The organism is Pseudomonas sp. P1.8 (assembly GCF_001269805.1).
Classification (GTDB): domain Bacteria; phylum Pseudomonadota; class Gammaproteobacteria; order Pseudomonadales; family Pseudomonadaceae; genus Aquipseudomonas.
In genome coordinates this window covers 59,728-80,258 of sequence record NZ_LHVM01000016.1, presented here as the reverse complement: position 1 = coordinate 80,258, position 20,531 = coordinate 59,728, and the positions used below count along the sequence as shown (strand labels likewise).

Sequence of the window (20,531 nt, the reverse complement as noted above, 5' to 3'; positions counted from 1 at the left end):
GCGATCTTTTGTTTTTATTGCCAGAACAATCTCGCTCCCACAGGGTTCAGCAAAATTCCTGTGGGAGCGCACTTTTTACTGCACCTCTTTCTGCGGTTCGCGAATCTTGTACCAGGCCACATACAGCGCCGGCAAAAACAACAGCGTCAGCAAGGTGGCGATGACGATCCCGCCGATCATCGCGTAGGCCATCGGCCCCCAGAACACTTCCCGGGCAATCGGGATCATCCCCAGGCTCGCTGCCGCAGCGGTCAGCAGGATCGGCCGACGCCGGTGCTCGGTGGCCTGTACCACCGCATCCCACGGCGTATACCCATTCTTCTCGTACTCGTCGATCTGGGTCACCAGGATCACCGAGTTGCGGATGATGATACCGATCAGCGCCAGAATCCCGAGGATCGCCACGAAGCCCATCGGCGTGCCGGTCGGCACCAGCGCGATCACCACGCCGATCAACCCCAGCGGCGCGACACTCGCCACCAGGAACAGCTTCTGCACGCTGTGCAACTGGATCATCAGGAACGTTGCCATCATGAACAACATCAGCGGCACGACCTTGGCAATCGGCCCTTGGGCCTTGCCGCTTTCCTCCACCGTACCACCCGTGGCGACCTTGTAGCCCGCCGGCAATTTTTCGGCGAACGCATCTATCGACGGCTTGAGGATTTTCACCAGGTCGGTCGGCTGGATCTCGTCGCGTATCGCCGCCTTGATGGTGATGGTCGGCAAGCGATCACGTCGCCATACCAGCGGCTGCTCCAGTTCGTAGCGCACTGTGGCAAACGCCAGCAACGGAATCGACGTGCCGCTTGGCGTGACGATCTGCAGGTTCTGCAGGGTTTGCGGAGTGCCGCGTTCGGAATCCACCGCACGACCGACCACGTTGATCAGGTAGATGTCGTCATCGACCTGGGTCACCGGCTGACCACTGACGATGCCGTTCATCAAGTTGGCCACGTCCTCGGAGGACAACCCCAACTGCCGCGCCTTGTCTTGTGCGATGTCGATGCGCAGGACTTTGCCCGGTTCATTCCAGTCGTAGATGATTTCGCCAATGTGCGGGTTCTTGTCGAGCTCGGTGGCCAGGTCTATGGCATGTCGGCGCACCTGATCGATGTCCTTGCCGCTGACCCGGTACTGGATCGGACGCCCAACCGGCGGGCCCATTTCCAGTGCCTGAACGTAGCTGCCGATGCCGACGAAGTCTTTGCGCAGGCGATCACGCAGCTTCTGCATCATGGCCTCGCGGGACTCGCCTTTGCTGACGATCACCAACTGCGCGTAGAAAGGGTTTTGCAGTTGTTGGTCCAGAGGCAGATAGAAACGAATGGCGCCCTGGCCGATGTAGGTGCTCCAGCGCACGATGTCCGGATCGCCTTTGAGGGTCGCTTCCAGCAGATCGACGGCGCGCCGGGTTTCGTCCATGGAGGCGTTTTGCGGCAGGTTCAGGTCCACCAGGATTTCCGGACGGTCCGAGGACGGGAAGAACTGGTTCTGTACAAAACGCATGCTGAACAGCGCCAACGCGAACAACAGCACGGTAATGCCGATGGCCCACCAGCGATTGCGCATGCACCACAGCAGCCCGCCATTGAAGGCCTTGCCGATGCGCCCGGGTTCACCGTCGTGGGCTTTGACCTTGGTGCTGAGGATGTGCACGCCGATGACCGGCGCAAACAACACCGCCACCACCCACGACACCAGCATCGCACAGGCGATTACCGCAAACAGTGTGTAGGTGTACTCACCCGCCGAGCTGGCGTTCAGGCCAATCGGCACGAAACCCGCCACCGTCACCAGCGTACCGGTAAGCATCGGGAATGCCGTGGAGGTGTAGGCAAACGTAGCCGCCTGCTCTTTGGTCTCGCCCAGTTCCAGACGCGTGACCATCATTTCCACGGTGATCATTGCATCGTCCACCAGCAAGCCGAGGGCGATGATCAATGCACCGAGGGAGATCCGCTGCATGGTGATGCCGCTGTATTCCATGAATACAAACACCATCGCCAGCACCAACGGAATCGAACATGCCACCACCAGCCCGGCGCGCACGCCAAGGCTGACGAAGCTGACCAGCAGCACGATCACCACCGCTTCGAACAGTGCACTGGTAAAGCCGCCAACGGCTTCCTCCACCACCACGGCCTGATCGGAGACGTTGTAAATGCCCACGCCCACTGGCAGGTCGGCAGTCAACTGTTCGATACGGGCGTGCAGTGCCTTGCCGAATGCCTGGACGTTGCCGCCCTTCTGCATGGCAATCGCCAGACCGATGGCCGGTTTGCCATTGAAACGGAATTCCGGCGAAGCGGGATCGACGTAACCGCGACTGATTTCGGCGATGTCGGCCAGACGATAGTAGCGGTCGTTGAGCTTGAGGTTGACCTCGGCCAGGTCTTTCTCCGAAGCGAACTTCCCTGTAGTGCGCACCGAAATCCGCTCAGGCCCGGCCTCGATAACCCCCGCCGGGGTCACGGCGTTCTGCGTTTGCAGGCTCTGCACGACCTGAAGCTGATCGATGCCCAGCGCCGCGAGTTTGCGTGTGGAGAAGTTCAGGTACAGCACTTCGTCCTGCTGGCCGACCATCTCGATCTTGCCCAGCCCCGGCACGCCGCGAATCTCCATGCGCGCCTGTTCCACATAGTCGCGCAACTGACGCAGGGTCAGGCCGTCGGCGGTGAAAGCATAGATCGAGCCGAACACGTCACCGAACTCGTCGTTGAACCCGGGCCCTTGCATGCCTTGGGGAAACTGGCCACGAATGTCGTTGATCTTCTTGCGCACCTGATACCAGATTTCCGGGATGTCCTTGGCACTGGTGGTGTCGCGCAGGTACACATACACCGTCGATTCGCCGGGGCGCGTGTAGCTTTTTACGTAATCGAGCGAGTCGAGCTCTTCGAGCTTTTTCTCGATACGGTCGGTGATCTGCTTGAGGGTTTCCTCCTGTGTCGCCCCCGGCCATTTACTCTGGATCACCATGGTCTTGATGGTGAACGAAGGATCTTCCTCACGCCCCAGGTTGAAATACGAGAACACACCCATCAGCAACGCGACGAACATCAGATACCAGATGAACGACTGATGCTTGAGAGCCCATTCGGAGAGGTTGAAAGGCCCTTTCATTGACTGTCCTCGTCGATTTTAACTGCCTGCCCTGGTTTGAGGCTGTTTACACCGGCACTGACCACCCGCTCGCCATTCTTCACACCACCCGCCAGCACCACGGTGCTGGCGGTACGGCTGATCACGGTGACATCCCGGGGGGAAACGGTTTTGTTCTGTGCATCGATCACCCAGATGCGCGGTTTGCCATCGACCTCCTGCAACGCGGTCAAGGGCAGCTCAATGCGCGGCTTGATCGCCGAGCTCAAGGTGACGCTGATCGCAGTACCCAGGCGGAAACCTTCTGGCGTTTCAGCCAAAGTCAGGCGCGCACGCCGGGTGCGTGTGGCGCTTTGCGCCTGGGGTTCGATTTCGCGAATGGTCGCGGTGGTGTTGATGCTCGGGTTGAGTTGCGTAGCGACCAGAAACACCACATCGCTGGGCAGTTGATCAACCAGCGTATCGGGCAGATCGATCACCGCTTCCTTGATGTCCGGTTGTGCCAGGGTCACCACTTGCTGCCCGGCCGACACGACTTGCCCGGCTTCAGCGCTCCAGGCCGTGACTACGGCTTTATGGTCGGCACGCAGCTCGGTGTAGCTCAGTTGGTCCTTGCTCTGGTCGACGGCTGCACGGGCCTGGTCGAGGGACGCCTGGGTGGTTTTAAGGTTAGTCAGCGCATCATCCAGCTGCGCCTGTGCGCCCACCCCACGATCAAACAGGGTTTGCTGGCGCATGGCGCTGGCCTTGGCATTGATCAGTTGCGCCTGGATTTTCGCCAGATCGCCCTGGGCCGAACGCAGTTGGTTCTGCTGATCGGATGGATCGAGCGTGGCGAGCAATGTGCCCTTCTCGACCTCGGTGCCGACATCGACGTTACGGCTGGCGATTCGCCCGCCTACGCGAAACCCGGTATTACTTTCGTAGCGCGCCTGAATGCTGCCGGCGAAGCGCCCCAGATCCTCTTCGTTCAAAGCCTTGATCTTGATCGACAGCACCGGCCGCACAGGCTCCGGCGGTGGCGTACTTTCGGAACAGGCGCTCAGCAGCAGCCCGATGGACAACGCCCATATCGGCTTCATGGCTTGGCCTCCCAACTCAGATCCTTGTAAGTATTTTCGGCAATCTCGACTTCCATGCCTGGGTGCAACAGCTGCCCGCCGGCGACGATGACTTTTTCCCCACCCTTCAATCCGCCGCTGATGATGACCTTGCCGGTCAGGTAACGGCCGACCGTGACCGAGTGCAACTGCGCCTGGCCCTTGTCGTCGATAATCCAGACGGCAGGTTCACTGATGTTCTTGGTCAGCGCCGACCACGGCAACTCGACAACAGACTTGCCCGTGCCCCTGGCCGTGGCGCTGACCACCGAGCCCAATTGCATGCCTTCGGGCAATTTATCGAGGCCGACCTTGACCTGCACAGTACCGGACTGCGCCGACACGGCGGGGGTGACTTCACGCACGGTGCCAGTGGTTTTGATGGCCGGGTTATCGAGCAGACTGATGACAATGGTCTGATCTTTCGGCTTTTCGGCCAGCAGTGATTCATAGACGTTGAACACCGCATCCCGGTCGCCGTCCGTGGCCAGGCTGAAGATCGGCATGGTCGCCTGCACCACCTGACCTACTTCGGCCTGACGTTCGGTAATGACACCCGGTGCATCGGCAATCAGCGCCGTGTAGCTCAGCTGGTCCTTGGCGTTGGCCAACTGCGCCTGGGCCGCGCTCAACGCGCTCTGACTGCTGCGCAAGGCGGCCTGGGCCGAGTCGTATTCGCTCTGGCTGGTGTAGCCCTTGGGCAGGAGTTTCTGCTGACGCACGAACGCCGCCGCATTCTGTTTGACCCGCGCCTGCTCGGCGACGACTTGCGCCTGCGCCGAATCGACACTGGTCTGCAAATCCTTGGGGTCAAGCCGGGCCAGCACTTGTTTGGCCGTTACCCGATCGCCGACATCGACCGAACGCTGGATGATCTTGCCGCCCACGCGAAACGACAGTTCAGTCTGGACACGCGCCTGCACGTCACCGGTGAGGGTGACCGAGGCGGCAAAATCCTCCGGCTTGACGACTTGCACGAACACCCGTGGGAGGTATTCCTGAACCGGTTTTTTCTCTTCGCAAGCCGTCAGCAGGGTGACGACAGTCAAGGCCATTACTACTTTTAATCCGGGAACCACCATGCAAACTCCTTGGCCTTTTTCAAATACAACACGACAGAGAGCTTAGAACAGAGTTGGAACCTTGCACGATGGTCTTATGAAGAAAAAATTCGAAGCGGGTTCGGTCGAAAAGGCTTGCAATAGACGCGTTGGCGTACCCGACAATGGCGCACTTGTTTGATATCGCTTCAGGAATCCTCATGCTCCAGACGCTCGCCGTGGCCAACTATCGCTCGATCAACAAACTGGTGATCCCGTTGGGCCGGCTGAACCTGATCACTGGCCCCAACGGCAGCGGCAAGTCCAACCTTTACCGCGCCCTGCGACTGTTGGCGGAAACCGCCCAGGGCGGAGTGGTCAACGCCCTGGCTCGCGAAGGCGGTCTGGATTCGACGTTCTGGGCGGGGCCGGAAACTCTCACTCGGCGCATGCGCAATGGCGAAGTGCCGATCGAGGCCACGGTGCGCCACGGGGTCAAACGCCTGCGCCTGGGGTTTGCCGGCGACGACTTCGGCTACTCGATCAGCCTGGGCCTGCCCGATTCCAATGGGCATTTCATGCTGCCCGGCAATCACGCTCCCATACCCTCACGCTTCAGCCTCGACCCGCAGATCAAGCGCGAATGTCTGTGGGCCGGGCCGTTCTATCGCCCGGCCAGTCTGCTGGTGGATCGCGAGGGCCCGATGATCCGCGCCCGCGCCAGTCGCAGTTGGGATGTGCTGGCGCAGCACACGCCGACTTTCGACAGTCTGTTCGATCAGATCGGCAGCCTGCGGACTTCGCCGCAGGTGTTGGAAATTCGCGAATTCATCCGCCGCTGGCGTTTTTACGATCACTTTCGCAGCGATGCCGATGCGCCCGCTCGGCAACCTCAATTAGGCACGCGCACACCGGTGTTGCATCACGACGGGCGCGATCTGGCGGCGGCCTTGCAGACGATCATCGAAATCGGCGATCCCGAGGCGTTGTGGGCGGCAATCAGTGACGCGTTTCCTGGCGCCAGGCTGAACATCGAACCGCTGCGCGGCGGACGCTTCGCCATCGAGTTTTTTCAGGAGGGGTTATTGCGCCCGTTGTCGGCGGCAGAGTTGTCGGACGGGACGTTGCGCTATCTGCTGTTGGTCGCGGCATTACTGACGCCGCGTCCGCCAACACTGATGGTGCTGAACGAACCGGAAACCAGTCTGCATCCAGATCTGCTGCCGGCGTTGGCGCGCTTGATCATCCGCGCATCGCAGCACTGCCAGGTGTGGGTGGTCTCACATGCCCGACGATTGATTTCAGCGTTGCAGGAGGATCCGCAATGCAATTGCATCGTGCTGGAGAAAAATCTCGGGCAGACCGGGATCGTCGGCCAGCGGATGCTGGATGAACCCGCCTGGCATTGGCCAGACTGAACGGCCAGTGATTTGCCGGGACGACGCAAGACGACTATTTTCCCCTACACCGCAGGAAGGATCTTTTTTTCGAAATACCCCTCCAAGGACGGCCCCCCTTTGGGCAGCCTCCCCAGGCCAGGCAATCACAAGGATGAGAAAATGGCAGACGCAAAAGTGCCGCAACGGCTGGATCCGCAGGACGTTGTGAAATTACTGATGGCGTTGCGCAGGGCGTTGGAGGCCAGGGTGGCTTGAAGGCTTTTGATGTCGCCCCAGTTCACAACCAAATCAAACGCCCATAAAAAAACGCCGACGCTGGATCAGCCGTCGGCGTTTGAAACCTTGAAGGGTTTTGCTTCGCGAATCAGAACGCCGGCAGTACCGCGCCGCTGTACTTCTTCTCGATGAAGGCTTTCACTTCTGGACTGGTCAAAGCCTTGGCCAGTTTCTGAATGGCAACGCTGTCCTTGTTGTCCGGACGGGCCACCAGGTAGTTCACGTAAGGCGAATCGGCACCTTCAATGATCAGCGCATCTTTGGCCGGGTTCAGGCCCGCTTCCAGCGCGTAGTTGGTGTTGATCATGTCCAGGTCGACCTGATCCAGCACACGCGGGAGCATGGCCGATTCGAGTTCCTTGAACTTGAAGTTATGTGGGTTCTTGGCAATGTCTTTGGGCGTCGACACAGCGTTTTTCGGGTCTTTCAACTCGATCAGGCCAGCCTTCTGCAACAGGATCAGGGCACGGCCGCTGTTGCTGCCTTCGTTAGGGATGGCGATGGTTGCGCCGTCTTTCAGCTCCGCCAGGGATTTGACTTTCTTCGAGTAGCCACCGAACGGTTCGACGTGAACACCGATGACGGTTTCAAGATGGGTGCCTTTGCCTTCGTTGAAGCTTTTCAGGTACGGCAGGGTCTGGAAGTAGTTGGCGTCCAGACGCTTCTGATCGACCTGCACGTTCGGCTGAACGTAGTCGGTGAATACTTTGATTTCCAGGTCCACGCCTTCTTTGGCGAGGGTTGGCTTGATCAGTTCGAGAATCTCGGCGTGTGGTACCGGGGTTGCGGCAACCACCAGTTTCTCGCCCGCCAGGGCCAGGCCCGAGGTCAGGGCAGCCGCCAGTGCGGTGAACAACAGAACCTTTTTCATGCAGTGTCCTTATCGGAAATCACAGTCGCTTGTGGCGACGGCTTGAAGATGAGAGTGCCAGTGAAGTGCTATCGCTGGCGTGAGGCGGACAATACCGGGATTTTTTATTCCCGAACAATAACGTTTATTAAGCTTCATATTCCATTTTGTTCATAAAACTCTAACTCGCACATCTTCCTTTGTAGGAGCCGGCTTGCTGGCGATGGCGTCCGTTCAGAAAAACCGCGTCGCCGCGATCGCGAGCAAGCTTGCTCCTACGAAAGCCCGGTGTTTTTGAGTAACTGTTTCAAGGCTGCCTGGTCAGCGACAGAGCCATTGTCGAGAATCTGCCGGATCTGACTCTCGATCTGCTCCAGAGAAATCGAGAGCTCCGGCAAATTCAAATGCTCCGGCAAAATCTCATCCCCGGTGCTTACCAGCAGCGCAAAGTGAATGATGTTTTCCAGCTCTCGGGTATTACCCGGCCAGCTATGGCGTTCCAGCACGATCTGCGCCGCCTCACTGATCAGCGGCACCGGCAAGTCCAGGCGCTGGCTGTAGATGCCGAGGAAATATTCGGCCAGGGACAGGATGTCGCCCGTACGTTCGCGCAGCGCCGGCAGTTCGAGTTGGCCTTCGCTGAGGTAATGAAAAAGCCGCTCGTGGAATTTTCCAGCCGCAACAGCCTTGGCCAGATCGATGCTGGTGGCCGCAACCAGACGCACGTCCACCGGGCTCGGCTGAGGGGCACCGACGCGCATGACTTCATGATTTTCCAGGGCGGCGAGCAATTTGATCTGGATCGGCAGCGGCAGGTCGCCGATTTCGTCCAGGTACAGCGTGCCGCCATTGGCCGAGCCGAACCAGCCGGCGCGGCTGCTCGCTGATCCGCTAAAGCTGCCCGCGGCGTAGCCAAACAATTCGGCGTCGGCGTAAGTCGGACTGATGGCGCCGCAATTGACCGACACAAACAAGCCGCCACGATCGCTGGCGCGATGGATATGCCGCGCCAGCAACTCCTTGCCCGAACCGGTCTCACCACGGATGAGCACCGAGATTGAACGCGGCGCCAGTTGCTCCAGGTCTTCGCGCAGCTGCCGGGAACGCGGATCGACGAACACCAGCGCCTTGGCGCGAATGCTCAGGGGACTTTTTTCTGCATCGGGAAAGGTCAGCAAGGGCTGACCGAAGGTTTCAAAACTCATGGCAGACTCCCGCCCAAAACCGCCGGGAGACGGGGGCGATTTAATGAAAAATAAGACTCAAGCGCGGCGCAGAGCGTGATGTTCCATGCGGTTTTGCAGGCGGTACAGATAGGCAAACCCCTGCTCCCAACGCTGGTGACCGGACTTGACGTTGATGTGCCCCGCTCCGGCCAGAATCCCCGCCTCGGCGCCCCAGTTGCGTGCCAGTTCCAGCGCTCGAGGCGCACTGACGGCGCTGTCGTTGTCGGAGCTGACGACCTGGCTAGGGAAAGGTAAAAGATCCGTCGGAATCGGCGCAAAATTGCGCAAGGCCGGCGCACAGGCCGGACGCTCGACATCCGCGGGCGCGACCAGCAGAGCACCGCGCACCTGACGCAGAAATTGCACCGGTGCCGCTGCAGCCCAATGGGCGACAGTGATGCAACCCAGGCTGTGGGCGATCAGGATCACCGGCGTGCTGTCGGCGGCAATCGCCTCGGCCAGTGCCGCGACCCAGTCTTCGCGTCGCGGCGTCAACCAGTCGGCCTGCTCCACCCGTGCACTGTTCGGCAGGCTGTTCTGCCAATGGCTTTGCCAATGATCGTCTGGCGATCCTTGCCAGCCCGGCACAATCAGGTAGCGAATTGATTCGTTGCGCATGGGGGAGCTCTCCGGCTGCGTGTCTGTTCCCGATCGAGTATAGGGAGGAGAGTTATATTCGTTAAGGAATAAGAAGCTATTTATTAAGACCTTAAAGGAATATTAGATTGATGATTTGTAGGAGCTGGCTTGCTAGCGAATGCGGTAGGTCAGGCAGCAATTTACCCGCTGGAAGGACGCCATCGCCGGCAAGCCAGCGCCTACAGAGTTTGCCGGACATAAAAAAAGGGCCGCACCCTGCCAAGGAGACGGCCCCGCAAAAGCAAAAATCTGTTAACGCGCGGTAATCACCGACAGCTTGGTAATCCCTGCCCGCTCGATCGACGCCATGGCCCGTGCCACTTCGCCGTAGTTCACCCCGTCATCGGCCTGCAATTGCACCCGCACTTCCGGGTCCTTGGCCTTGGCCGCCTGCAGGTTAAATTCCAGCAAATCCGGCTGGATTTCATCCTTGTTGATAAACAGCTTGCCGGCGCCATCAATGCTCACCACCAGCGGGTCTTTCTGTTCCACCGGCGCCACGGCCTCGGTCTTGGGCAGGTTGATCGGTATCGCGTTGGTCAGCAGCGGCGCGGTGACGATGAACACCACCAGCAGCACCAGCATCACATCCACCAGTGGCGTCACGTTGATCTCGCTCAGAACCTCATCACTGTCTTGCGTGGAGAAGGCCATATCAGGACGCCTCCTTCACTTTCTGCGCGCCGCCCTGGGCCGAAACCCTGTGCGCCGTCGGATGAATCAACACGCGGAACGAACTCTTCTGCGCCAGGCTGTAGAAGTCATGGGCGAAGTCATCGAGGTCCGCCGCCGTCAGTTTCAAACGACGTAAAAAGTAGTTGTAAACCAGCACTGCCGGCACGGCGACGGCGATCCCTACGCCCGTGGCAACCAGCGCCGCTCCGATAGGTCCGGCCACGGTTTCCAGGCTTGCAGAGCCAGCTGCACTGATGCCTTTCAACGCTTCCATGATTCCCCACACCGTGCCGAACAAACCAATGAACGGTGAGGTGCTGCCAATACTCGCGACCACCGCCAGCCCGGTCTCCAGAGACCGACGTTCACGCACGATCTGCTGACGCAAGGCCCGCTCCAGACGGTCCTGATGATTGATCGCCTGGCTTAAATCCGCTGCCTGTGGCGTCTCACCGACCTGGATCGCCGCATAACCGGCCTGTGCCACACGCGCCGCAGCGCCGGGTTGGGTTTCGCTCAACTCGGCGGCCGAATCGAGACTCGATGCCGCCCAGAACTGTTTATGAAACTTGCGATCCTGCGCCTTGAGGCGGCCGAACTGCACACCCTTGAGCAAGGCCAGGCCCCAGGTCGCGACGGAAAAAACCACCAGCAGCCAGATCACCGCGCTTTCGATGGATTCAAGTGGAGATGCCAATAACGTCATGGTGTAGTCCTCGTGTAAACGTTTCGCGCGAATTTGGTTTCGGTTTAATGAATCTTGAAGTCGATGGGCACGCTGACCCATCCATCCTGTGCGACATCACCCTGCTTGGCTGGCACGAAACTCCAGCGTTTCACCGCGCTCAAGGCGGCTTCGTCGAGGGCTTCGCGGCCGCTGCTTTTCTGAATCTGGATCTCGCCTGGCTTACCGCTGGCCAGTACATGCACCCGCAGCAACACCGTACCTTCCCAACCGCGACGCTGGGCCAGCGACGGATACTCCGGCGCTGGATTTTTCAAGTAACCCGCGCTCGCTGACGCCGGTGTCACGGGTGCCGGTGCAGGTGGAGCCGGTGGTGCCGGGGCCGCAACGGGTGCTGCCGGTTGCGGCGGCGCCGGTGGTTGTTCTGCGACTTTCGGGACCGGTTTTGCGACCGGTTTGGCAACAGGTTTCGGCTTGGGCACGGGTTTGGGTGGTGGCGGTTTTACAGCCAGTTCGTCCTCCACGGGAGGGGGTGGCTCCACAACTGGCTGGACCGGTTGCGGCGGCGGTGGCTCGACCACGGGCGGCGCCGGACGCGAGAACTCGATGGTCATCGGCGGGATTTCCGGCGGCACGATCGGCAACGCCGGGGTCGGCTGCTGGTTGACCCAATAGATCACCGCGCCATGCACCAGCAGCGCCAGCACCCCCAGCAGGATCGTTTCCCGACGGTTCAAGATTCCTTGGGGCGTGCGTTGCAAACGCAACTGACCCAAGGGCACACGGTGCGGCCGGCCGAGGTCGACCAAATCGCCACCGTGCGCCGGGCGCCACAACACGTCATGTGCGCTGGCGGCGGTCTGAACATTGCCCATTGCTTAAACTCCCTGCGGTCTCTTGGCGAATAACCGAAACGTCGTACTGAACATCCCCCGACGACGTCTGGGTGGAAGAAATCATTGACTGGAACACTTAGCTCATAAAGTAATGTTTGTTGTTATGCTTAGATCGATAACGAATATGCAAAACATCACCTCACCGCCAGAGCCCGCCGTTCAAGGGCTGTGGCCCGAAGGCGAAATACCGATGCCTTACAGGCATGAAAAGTATTCATCCAAGGCATCGTTTTTCGCCGTCAGAAGTCGTAACGACCGGTCACACCTAACGTCCGTGGTGTGCCGAGCAGGCCTTCGTAACCTCCATTGGCAGCCGTCCACAGCGTCGTGTAGTAGGTTTTGTCGAAGGCGTTTTTCAACCACAGCGACACGTCCCACTGCCCCTGCTTGAAGTCACCGCGAAGACCCGTGGACAGGTTGACCACGGCATAACTCGGTATCTGCCCATAGTCGGAATCCTCCACCGTGCCAACCGCTTTGGAACGGAAGGCGTAACTGCCGGTGACGTACTCCTCGAAGCCGTTGCTCAGGTTCCATTTGTATTCGCCGTTGGCGTTGCCGATCCATTTCGACGCGCCCACCACTTGATGTCCGGTGAGGTCACAAGACGCTGGAGCGCCCGGTGCCAGGCTGACTTCCGGCGGGCATGGCGCGTCCTTGTAGGAGAGGTAGCTGACATCGTTGTACGAACCGTTGATGTTCAACGTCAGGCCACGCAACGGAATCAGGGTGCTTTCGAACTCCACACCGCGAGAACGCACGGAGCCGGCGTTGGTCAGGTATTGCACGCGGTTGGCTTCGTCGTAGGCGTTGGTCTGGTAGCCGTTGACCTGGGTCCAGAACACGTTGGCGTTGAGTTGCAGGCGACGGTCCCAGAGCGTGCTCTTGAAACCGAGCTCGGCGTTGTTCGCCCGCTCAGTGCCGATCAGCAACGAGTCAGCACCCGCCACCGGCGCCGTGCCCACGGCCAGGTTGACCCCACCGGATTTCTCGCCGTGGGACAACGTGGCGTAGGTCAGCAGGTCGTCGGTAAGGCGATAGCTGAGGTTCAACAAACCCGAAGGGCTGGAACTGTATTGATTCAGATCGCCGGAATCGTAAGCGCCGGCACGACCGCGCCTGGCTGTGGCCGCCGCACCGGTGACTGCCGTGCCACCGACCGGCGCATCGCGCGTGACCCAGGCATTTTTCTCTTCATAAGTGCCGCGTATCCCAGCGGTGAAATCAAGACGTTCGGTCAGGTGCCAGGTACCTTGGGCGAACAGCGCAAAGCTATCGGTTTTGATATGTCCGTCGCCGACACTGTTGATATTGTTGAGCGCACCGTTGGGTGTGCCGCTCCAGATGTCCGCTTGCGGTCCGTAATAGGTGAAGGATTTGTTGTCCAGGTCGGAGCCGAAGTAATAGGCGCCCACCACATAATCGAAGAATCCGCCCGTGGGCGATGCCAGGCGAAACTCCTGGGAATACTGCTTATCCTCCACCGAAACACCGGCGTTGTAGAAGGCGGAAACGTCCAGGCCATCATCGTTGCGCGGGGTGAAATTCCACCAGCGATAGGAGCTGACGGATGTCAGGGTGAAGTCGCTCGGCAGTGCCCAGTTGGCCTCGACCGACGTGCCGCCCTGATGCACGGTGACGTGCTGTTCGTTGTTCAGGTTGACCTTGCGGTGCGTACCGTCGACCAGCGTCGCACCCGCCGCATTTGCCCGGGCCTGATACAGGTTGGTGCCATTGATGGTCGGGCCGGTGTTGTACAACACCCGAGTACCGGCGCTGGAATCTTCCTCGTTGTAGTCACCGATCCAGCGCAGGTTGAACGACTCGTTGGGTTTGAACAACAACTGTCCACGAAAGCCTTCGCGCGAGCCTCCGTTCAAATCATGGCCGTCGAATTCGTTCTTGATGTCGCCGTCGCTGCGGGTGCGATAAGCAGAAAAACGCCCCGCCAGTTCGTCATTCAGCGGCCCGGAAATCGTGCCCTTGGTCTGGAAATAGCCATCCTCACCCACCGAGGTTTCGATGCTGCGTTCAGGGGTGAACGTCGGCGCGCGGGTGCTGATGTTGATCACGCCGGCTGTGGTGTTCTTGCCGAACAGCGTGCCTTGCGGACCGCGCAGCACTTCGAGCTGTTCGATGTCCATCAGATCGAACACCGCCATGCCCGGCCGGCCGAGGTATACGTTGTCGATGTACAGGCCGACACTGCCTTCCAGGCCATCGCTGGCCGGGTTGTTGCCCAGCCCGCGGATCGAGACGCTGGACTGACGCGCATGCATGTAGGCGACGTTGACGCTGGGCACCAGTTGCTGCAAATCCTGGATGCGATAGACCCGCTGGGCTTCCAGGTTCTGGCCGCTGACCACGCTCATTGGCGTTGGTACATCCTGCGAGCTTTCCTCACGGCGGCGAGTGGTGACCGTCACGGTTTCCAGTTGTGCGCTGTCAGCCGTGGCGGATTTTTTCGGGGTGGTTTCAGGGGTGGTGCTGTCGGCTGCGTAGCCTTGGGTCCAACTGGCGCTGCCAGCCAGCAACAGTGCGAGTGGCAGGCGTTTGAGCCGTTGGGGTGACGAGGTTGAAGCGAAGTGCAACGGACTCATAAGGCGCGGTTCCCGATCAAAAGAAATTCTGTATTGCTTGCCAGGCCGCCATCGCCAGCAGGCTGGGTGGCTCCCACATTGTTTTTGTGTACGCCACAAATCCCCTGTGGGAGCCAGCCTGCTGGCGATAGCGTCAGCTCAGACGCCGCCGATATCCGGCCCTTTCACGGTCTGGCTGATCTGCCCATTCACACCCACCGGCACCTCGCCCTTGAGCGTCACGCGGCGCACGATGCGATCCTGGGTTGCGTAGTCATCCACCGCGTAATGCTGGGTGGAGCGGTTGTCCCAGATCGCCACATCACCGGCCTGCCAGCGCCAGCGCACGATGTTTTCCTGGCGGATCACATGGCTTTGCAGCAAGCCAAACAGGTGCGCCGAATCAGCCTGGGAATAACCCTTGATGCGTTTGACGAAATGCCCGAGCAACAGGCTCTTCTCACCACTGATCGGGTGCACGCGGACCACCGGATGCTCGGTCTCGTAGACGGTCGAGGTGAAGATCTTGCGATAGCGCTCCAGCTTCTCGGCCGAGACGTCTGGCTTGCCGCCCGCGTAGTCGTATTCGTTGCTGTGTACGGCGACCAGTTTGTCGGCCAACTCACGCAGCTCCGCCGACAACCCGTCATAGGCGGTAGCGGTGTTGGCCCACAGGGTGTCGCCGCCGAAAGCAGGGGCGACCACCGAGCGCAGGATCGACGCTTTCGGGTAGGCCTCGACGAAGGTCACGTCGGTGTGCCAGGAGCTGGCGCGCTGGCCCTCAGCGCCGTCCAGCTCGAGCAGAAAACGCGTGCCTTCGCGAACCGGTACGGTCGGGTGCGCCACCGGTTCGCCGAGCAGGTGGGCGAACGCCTCCTGGCGCTGATCGTCGAGCTGGGTCTGCTCACGGAAGAAGATCACTTTGTATTGCAGCAGCGCCTGTTGAATGGCTTCGACAGTCGCGGCATCCAGTTCGCCCGAAAGGTGTACGCCACGAATCTCGGCGCCGATCCGGCCGGCCACCGGATGGATTTCAAGCGCTTGAACGGCGGGTTTTACAGCGAAAGCGGCATTGCTCATGGGTAGACCCTCATCGGACTGCTTGCGGTTGACCGACCGCGAAACACTGCTCTATCTATATTCTATTTAGATCTAATAGATATCTGAATGCTTCGTTGACGGAATAAGAGGTTGCATTTAAAACCTCAGTCATCGCTCGTCGCAAATGCCTTCGAACTATTTTTAGGATGCCGGAAAAGCATATGGATCTTCGCCAGTTGCGTTACTTCATCGCCCTCGACGAACACCGCAGTTTTGTTCGTGCTGCTGAGGCCATGGGCATTACTCAGCCCGCTTTCAGCCGCAGTATCCAGGGACTTGAGCACGAGTTCGGCTGCGTCCTGGTGGATCGCGGCAACAAGGATTTGAGACCGACACCCGAAGGCTTGATGGTGCTGCAACACGCCCGCAGCCTGGTGCAAGGCGCAGCGTTGCTCAGTGCTGAAGTGACACAAATGACCAAGCTCGATGCCGGCGAATTGCGCTTCGGCTGCGGCCCGGCGCCGGCAGTGAAACTGGTACCGGATGCCGTGGCGCAGTTCATCAATGCGCACCCCAAAGTGCGCACGTGTTTCGAGGTGGATAACTGGGAAAAACTCAGCCGTGCACTGAGCCGCGAGGAGATCGAGTTCTTCATCGCCGACATCCGCCATTTCGAGTCCGATCCGAACTTCCAGACCCAGGCACTGACGCCCAAACGCGGGGTGTTTTTCTGCCGACCCGGACATCCACTGCTGGCCAAGGAAAGCCTGTCGACCAACGACATGTTCGACTATCCGCTGGCGACTACGATGATTCCTCCGGGCATTCGCAAACTGCTGGCGAACCTCAGCGGACGGGTGGATTTCTCCCCGAGCATTCAGACCGAACATTTTCCGGCGCTGGTGAAAATCGTGCTGCAATCGAACGCGATTGGCGTGGGTACGCAGGAGGCGTTTGTCGAAGACAGCGCTCAGGGTTCGCTGGTGTTGCTGCACTGGCGCAATCTGCCGCAGAACATCGAGAGCATGAATGCGCGCTGCGGGATTGTCAGTCGCTCCGGGTTCCGGCTATCGCCGGCGGCGCGGGCGATGATCGAGACGTTGGTGGCGGTGGACAGGCAACAGATGGCTGTTGCTGTTTGAAGATCAAGAGATCGCAGCCTTCGGCAGCTCCTACACTAATCGATGTAGGAGCTGCCGATGGCTGCGATCTTTTAAGATTCAGAGCTTGGCAGCAGCCAACTCCGGCGCCACCCAATCGCTCACCTTGAACGGCTTGCGAATCAACTTCTGCTGCGAAGCCAAGTCCACCGCATCCTGCAACTTGCCAAGGAACACCGGATCAAGCGTCGACTGGAACACCTCGCTCAGTTTCTGATCCTTCAAGTCCTGGGAAAGAATGATCGGTGGATAACTCGCCAATCCCGACACCAGTTGAATGTAGGCATCCTTGTTGCCGTCCTGGGTCAACCACTCCACGGCTTGCTGTTGGGCCTTGAGCAATTTTGCCACCACTTGCGGATGCGCATCGACAAATGCCCCGGTGCCGACCAGCACTGCCTGCACGCTACCGGCGCCACCAAGATCCTTGGTGTTCAATGGCAGTTCCGCCAGGCCTTTGGCTTGCAGCGCCGTCAGGCCCGAACCACTCCAGGATGCGTCGATCTGTTTCGCTGCAAGCGCCGCGACGGCCGCGTTGAAATCCAGGTTAATGACTTTTACATCCCTCTCGCTCAAGCCCTGGCTGGCCAGCGCCGCATCAAACGACAACTGGCTGGCGGTGCCGCGAAAAATCGCCACACGTTTGCCCTTGAGGTCCTGCAAGGTCTTGATCCCTGATCCCGGCACCACGCCCAGATAGTGCTTCACGTCCCGCGCAGTCGCACTGAGCAAACGCGTGTCCAGACCATTGGACTTGCCGATGATGGCCGCCAGATCACCGAGGTACGCCAGATCGACCTGATCGTTGGCAAACGCCTCGTTGATCACCGGTCCCGCACCCTTGAAGAAGCTCCACTGAATCTTGATGCCCTGTTCGGCGAAGGCTTTTTCGAAGATCTGTTGATCACGCAAAACGTCCACTACCCCGCCGCCACTGTGCTGGGTGCCGGCGCTGAGGTCCGGCACGGCGATGCGGATTTCCTTGAGCTCTTCGGCGCTGGCGGTGAAGGCCAGTAAACCCGCCAGGGCCGGTGCGGCGAAGACGCTGATGACGCGCTTGAAAGGAAAGTTCATGGGTGTAGCTCCTTGGGGCAACGGGCGTTGAGGAGCTGAAACTAGGCTGATTCTTCATCAGCACTTAAATACTATAAATTCACATTTTTATATCTTTTCGATCTAAATCAACCGCTGCGGGGCTCTGACGCTCGCATGCAAAAACAGCATCGAAAATATTCATCGAAGGCATTGGATGCGAGTGTAACGGCAGGCTTTAAATGGATTCGCTTATCTCCAAATAGCATTGATTTTATTTTTTATATAACCACCGAGCAATTCGAAATCTCCAAGATCGCAGCCTTCGGCAGCTCCCACAGAGGGGTGTCGATAGCTGTAGGAGCTGCCGAAGGCTGCGATCTTTTGATCTTCACCCGACAACGGAGGTCACCCATGGCCCGTGTTTCCCTTCTCAGCCTGCCGCTGGCCGCGCCGTCACTTGCGAACAGGCAACGCTGGCCAAGCCTGGGCCAACGTTTGCTGCCGTGGTTGTTGCCCACTGCCCTTTTCGCCCTCTGGTGGCTCGCCAGCCGCAATCATTGGATGAGCGAGCAGATCCTGCCCGCGCCGTCACTGGTCTGGAGCAGCGCGGTCGAGTTATCCCAAGGTGAGTTATTGAGCCATTTGGGGATCAGCCTGCAACGCCTGTTCTTGGGGCTCCTGGCCGGAATCAGCGCAGGTGCTGCATTGGGTGCGGCGCTGGGTTTCAGCCCTCGATTGGAGCGCTTGGTGTTCCCGACTTTCGCCGGGTTGGCGCAAGTCCCGACCCTGGCGTGGATTCCATTGTTCATGGTGTTTTTCGGCATCGGCGAAGTACTGAAACTGGTGGTGCTGATCAAGGCCATCGTGGTGCCGGTGACCTTGCACACGCTGGTCGGTGTGCGGGATGCGCAACCGAAACTGCGCGAAGCCGCCGCCGTGTTGCGCTTGCCGTCGCGACTGCTGATCCGGCGACTGGTACTGCCTGCGGCCCTGCCGGCATTCATGGCCGGTGTGCGACTTGCGTTGGCGGCGGGCTGGACGTCGTTGCTCGCCGTGGAACTGCTCGCCTCCAGTGAAGGCATCGGCTACCTGATGGTCTGGGCGCGACAGCTATTCATGCTCGACATCGTCTTCGTGTGCATCGTAGTGATCGGTGTGATCGGCGTGGCGATGGACCGCGGCATCGGTCTGCTGGACAGGAAACTGGTGCACTGGCCGCACCCAGCCACTGCCGAGATCCGTCGCGGTCCGCGTTATCAAGGCTGGCAACGCTTGCAACCGTGGCTGCTGCCGCTGGTGCTGTTGGCATTGTGGCAATTGACCTCGGATCGGCAGTGGGTTGATGCAAATATTCTGGTCAGCCCGCTGGCGGTCCTGCAAACCACCTGGAACGGTCTACTCGACGGCACGCTGATAGGTGGCATGGCCCTCAGTCTGGGTCGGACTCTTGGCGGGTTGCTGCTCGGTGGCGGGCTCGGCTTTGCCTTTGGACTGCTGCTGGGACTGTCGCGCACCAGTGAGCGTGTGCTTGGCCCGACCCTCGCCGCCATTCGCCAGATTGCGATTTTCGCCTGGGTGCCGTTACTCACCGCGTGGTTCGGTCTTGGCGAATTGGCCAAGTGGGTGTTCGTCGCCCTCGCCGCTTTTTTCCCGCTGTTTATCGCCACTCAACGCAGCGTCGCCAACCTCTCACCCCAACTCAACGAAGCCGCTCAGGTGCTGCGCCTGAACCTGCGCCAACGCCTGCGCCGACTGGTATTGCCAGGCGCCGCGCCGGGGATTTTCGCAGGGCTCAGGCTGAGCCTGATCTACGCCTGGCTCGGCACGATCGGCGCCGAATATTTCATGCCGTCCAACGGCGGCATCGGCAGCCAGATGATCGGCGCCCAACAACTGCTGCGCATGGACCTGATCATGGCCGGCATGTTGCTGGTAGGCCTTACCGGCGCCCTGCTCAACCTCATTGGCCAACGCTTGGAAATCCGCGTCACCCGCTGGAGACACGCATGAACGCACCGATTGTCAGCTTCAATCACGTGGGCAAAACCTTCGACGTCGACGGCTTCACACTTGAGGCCATTCGCGAATTCAACCTGGACATTGCCGAGGGCGAGTTTGTCGCCATCGTCGGCTCCAGCGGTTGCGGCAAATCCACTTTGCTGCGGCTGTTGGTGGGCCTCGATACGCAGTTTCGCGGGCAGATCACCGTGGACGGAAAAGCCGTCAGCGGCATCGGCGGCGAACGCGGCATCGTCTTTCAGGAGCACCGGTTGTTTCCGTGGCTGAGCGTGGCCGACAACATCGGCCTGGGCCTGGTCAACGAACCGTTGAGCGCCGCGCAAAAGAAAAAGCGCATCGATGACTTCATCGAACTGGTGGGCCTGAGCGACTTCACCCGCGCCTATCCGCACCAGCTCTCCGGCGGCATGGCGCAACGCGTGGCGATTGCTCGCGGCCTGGTGGCCAGCCCCCGGATTCTGCTGCTCGATGAGCCATTCGGCGCTCTCGACGCCCTCACTCGCCAGCAGATGCAGGACGAACTGCTGGCGATCCGCACACGGGCAAAAATCACCACCATCCTGGTGACCCACGATGTCGAGGAAGCGATTTTCCTGGCCGACCGCGTGGTGGTGATGGAGCCGCGTCCGGGCCGGATCAAGCAAGTGGTCGACATCGCCCTGCCCCATCCGCGTCAGCGCAGCAGTTTCGACTTCCATCAACTGCGCGAAGAACTGCTGCACGAACTCACCAGCGACGATCACTACCAACCGCCCATCCCGGTGCAGATCCGCGATCTGCCGCTGTCTTTCATTGCCTACTGAAA

The 20,531-nt window shown here is 59.8% G+C and carries 16 protein-coding genes; 4 read left to right on the top strand and 12 right to left on the bottom strand.

The window, feature by feature from the left end; genetic code table 11:
* Positions 1-75 precede the first annotated feature (75 nt).
* Genes AD668_RS16915 through AD668_RS16905 form a run of 3 tightly spaced genes read right to left on the bottom strand, consistent with a single transcriptional unit; the run spans position 76 to position 5,287 of the window.
* Positions 76-3,126 (bottom strand): efflux RND transporter permease subunit, encoded by a 3,051-nt coding sequence (locus AD668_RS16915; RefSeq protein ID WP_053160704.1) that lies wholly within the window; start codon positions 3,124-3,126, stop codon positions 76-78.
* The gene (locus AD668_RS16910) at positions 3,123-4,187 is read right to left on the bottom strand and encodes an efflux RND transporter periplasmic adaptor subunit (protein WP_053160703.1); all 1,065 of its coding nucleotides are present in this window, start codon (positions 4,185-4,187) and stop codon (positions 3,123-3,125) included. Before AD668_RS16910 ends, AD668_RS16915 begins: the two co-directional genes overlap by 4 nt.
* Complete coding sequence (locus tag AD668_RS16905; RefSeq protein WP_053160702.1) at positions 4,184-5,287, bottom strand: efflux RND transporter periplasmic adaptor subunit; 1,104 nt, start codon at positions 5,285-5,287, stop codon at positions 4,184-4,186. The genes AD668_RS16910 and AD668_RS16905 overlap by 4 nt, the downstream gene beginning before the upstream one ends.
* Positions 5,288-5,466: 179 nt before the next feature.
* On the opposite strand from AD668_RS16905, the gene AD668_RS16900 reads away from it, so the two are divergent.
* On the top strand, positions 5,467-6,663 hold the full coding sequence (locus tag AD668_RS16900; protein WP_053160701.1) for an AAA family ATPase: 1,197 nt from the start codon (positions 5,467-5,469) through the stop codon (positions 6,661-6,663).
* Positions 6,664-7,009: 346 nt separating this feature from the next.
* Here the strand turns inward: AD668_RS16900 and AD668_RS16895 are convergent, their stop codons facing one another.
* From AD668_RS16895 to AD668_RS16860, 8 genes are all read right to left on the bottom strand, one after another.
* A complete protein-coding gene (locus AD668_RS16895; protein WP_053160700.1) occupies positions 7,010-7,792 on the bottom strand; it encodes a MetQ/NlpA family ABC transporter substrate-binding protein in 783 nt (260 codons plus the stop codon).
* A 254-nt stretch (positions 7,793-8,046) separates the two neighbouring features.
* Positions 8,047-8,976, bottom strand: a complete 930-nt coding sequence (locus tag AD668_RS16890; protein ID WP_053160699.1) for a sigma 54-interacting transcriptional regulator — start codon at positions 8,974-8,976, stop codon at positions 8,047-8,049.
* 57 nt (positions 8,977-9,033) lie between these two features.
* Positions 9,034-9,615, bottom strand: coding sequence for an alpha/beta hydrolase (locus AD668_RS16885; protein ID WP_053160698.1), 582 nt, complete (start codon positions 9,613-9,615; stop codon positions 9,034-9,036).
* 273 nt (positions 9,616-9,888) lie between these two features.
* The gene (locus AD668_RS16880; RefSeq protein ID WP_034148436.1) at positions 9,889-10,290 is read right to left on the bottom strand and encodes a biopolymer transporter ExbD; all 402 of its coding nucleotides are present in this window, start codon (positions 10,288-10,290) and stop codon (positions 9,889-9,891) included.
* A gap of 1 nt (position 10,291) precedes the next feature.
* Positions 10,292-11,017: a MotA/TolQ/ExbB proton channel family protein gene (locus AD668_RS16875; protein ID WP_053160697.1), complete on the bottom strand. Its 726-nt coding sequence runs from the start codon at positions 11,015-11,017 to the stop codon at positions 10,292-10,294.
* A gap of 44 nt (positions 11,018-11,061) precedes the next feature.
* Positions 11,062-11,871 (bottom strand): energy transducer TonB, encoded by an 810-nt coding sequence (locus AD668_RS16870; RefSeq protein WP_053160696.1) that lies wholly within the window; start codon positions 11,869-11,871, stop codon positions 11,062-11,064.
* 260 nt (positions 11,872-12,131) lie between these two features.
* A complete protein-coding gene (locus tag AD668_RS16865) occupies positions 12,132-14,492 on the bottom strand; it encodes a TonB-dependent receptor (protein WP_053160695.1) in 2,361 nt (786 codons plus the stop codon).
* A gap of 138 nt (positions 14,493-14,630) precedes the next feature.
* Entirely contained in the window at positions 14,631-15,551 is a 921-nt protein-coding gene (locus tag AD668_RS16860) for a TauD/TfdA family dioxygenase (protein ID WP_053160694.1), read from the bottom strand.
* A 182-nt stretch (positions 15,552-15,733) separates the two neighbouring features.
* On the opposite strand from AD668_RS16860, the gene AD668_RS16855 reads away from it, so the two are divergent.
* Positions 15,734-16,654, top strand: coding sequence for a LysR family transcriptional regulator (locus AD668_RS16855; RefSeq protein WP_053160693.1), 921 nt, complete (start codon positions 15,734-15,736; stop codon positions 16,652-16,654).
* 78 nt (positions 16,655-16,732) lie between these two features.
* Here AD668_RS16855 and AD668_RS16850 read toward each other — a convergent pair whose 3' ends face one another.
* A complete protein-coding gene (locus AD668_RS16850; RefSeq protein WP_053160692.1) occupies positions 16,733-17,746 on the bottom strand; it encodes an ABC transporter substrate-binding protein in 1,014 nt (337 codons plus the stop codon).
* A gap of 372 nt (positions 17,747-18,118) precedes the next feature.
* Here AD668_RS16850 and AD668_RS16845 point away from each other — a divergent pair, with 372 nt between their 5' ends.
* Together AD668_RS16845 and AD668_RS16840 are read left to right on the top strand one after the other, a co-directional pair.
* Complete coding sequence (locus tag AD668_RS16845; RefSeq protein WP_053160691.1) at positions 18,119-19,717, top strand: ABC transporter permease; 1,599 nt, start codon at positions 18,119-18,121, stop codon at positions 19,715-19,717.
* Positions 19,714-20,529, top strand: coding sequence for an ABC transporter ATP-binding protein (locus AD668_RS16840; protein ID WP_053160690.1), 816 nt, complete (start codon positions 19,714-19,716; stop codon positions 20,527-20,529). Before AD668_RS16845 ends, AD668_RS16840 begins: the two co-directional genes overlap by 4 nt.
* Positions 20,530-20,531: the final 2 nt, after the last annotated feature.

Bases quoted from the DNA above. Each gene is read 5' to 3' on its own strand.
- AD668_RS16905 (WP_053160702.1), bottom strand. From the start codon at position 5,287: ATGGTGGTTCCCGGATTAAAAGTAGTAATGGCCTTGACTGTCGTCACC.
- AD668_RS16880 (WP_034148436.1), bottom strand. From the start codon at position 10,290: ATGGCCTTCTCCACGCAAGACAGTGATGAGGTTCTGAGCGAGATCAAC.
- AD668_RS16845 (WP_053160691.1), top strand. From the start codon at position 18,119: ATGGCCCGTGTTTCCCTTCTCAGCCTGCCGCTGGCCGCGCCGTCACTT.
- AD668_RS16840 (WP_053160690.1), top strand. From the start codon at position 19,714: ATGAACGCACCGATTGTCAGCTTCAATCACGTGGGCAAAACCTTCGAC.
- AD668_RS16890 (WP_053160699.1), bottom strand. From the start codon at position 8,976: ATGAGTTTTGAAACCTTCGGTCAGCCCTTGCTGACCTTTCCCGATGCA.
- AD668_RS16850 (WP_053160692.1), bottom strand. From the start codon at position 17,746: ATGAACTTTCCTTTCAAGCGCGTCATCAGCGTCTTCGCCGCACCGGCC.
- AD668_RS16870 (WP_053160696.1), bottom strand. From the start codon at position 11,871: ATGGGCAATGTTCAGACCGCCGCCAGCGCACATGACGTGTTGTGGCGC.
- AD668_RS16885 (WP_053160698.1), bottom strand. From the start codon at position 9,615: ATGCGCAACGAATCAATTCGCTACCTGATTGTGCCGGGCTGGCAAGGA.
- AD668_RS16860 (WP_053160694.1), bottom strand. From the start codon at position 15,551: ATGAGCAATGCCGCTTTCGCTGTAAAACCCGCCGTTCAAGCGCTTGAA.
- AD668_RS16900 (WP_053160701.1), top strand. From the start codon at position 5,467: ATGCTCCAGACGCTCGCCGTGGCCAACTATCGCTCGATCAACAAACTG.
- AD668_RS16875 (WP_053160697.1), bottom strand. From the start codon at position 11,017: ATGACGTTATTGGCATCTCCACTTGAATCCATCGAAAGCGCGGTGATC.
- AD668_RS16895 (WP_053160700.1), bottom strand. From the start codon at position 7,792: ATGAAAAAGGTTCTGTTGTTCACCGCACTGGCGGCTGCCCTGACCTCG.
- AD668_RS16910 (WP_053160703.1), bottom strand. From the start codon at position 4,187: ATGAAGCCGATATGGGCGTTGTCCATCGGGCTGCTGCTGAGCGCCTGT.
- AD668_RS16915 (WP_053160704.1), bottom strand. From the start codon at position 3,126: ATGAAAGGGCCTTTCAACCTCTCCGAATGGGCTCTCAAGCATCAGTCG.
- AD668_RS16855 (WP_053160693.1), top strand. From the start codon at position 15,734: ATGGATCTTCGCCAGTTGCGTTACTTCATCGCCCTCGACGAACACCGC.
- AD668_RS16865 (WP_053160695.1), bottom strand. From the start codon at position 14,492: ATGAGTCCGTTGCACTTCGCTTCAACCTCGTCACCCCAACGGCTCAAA.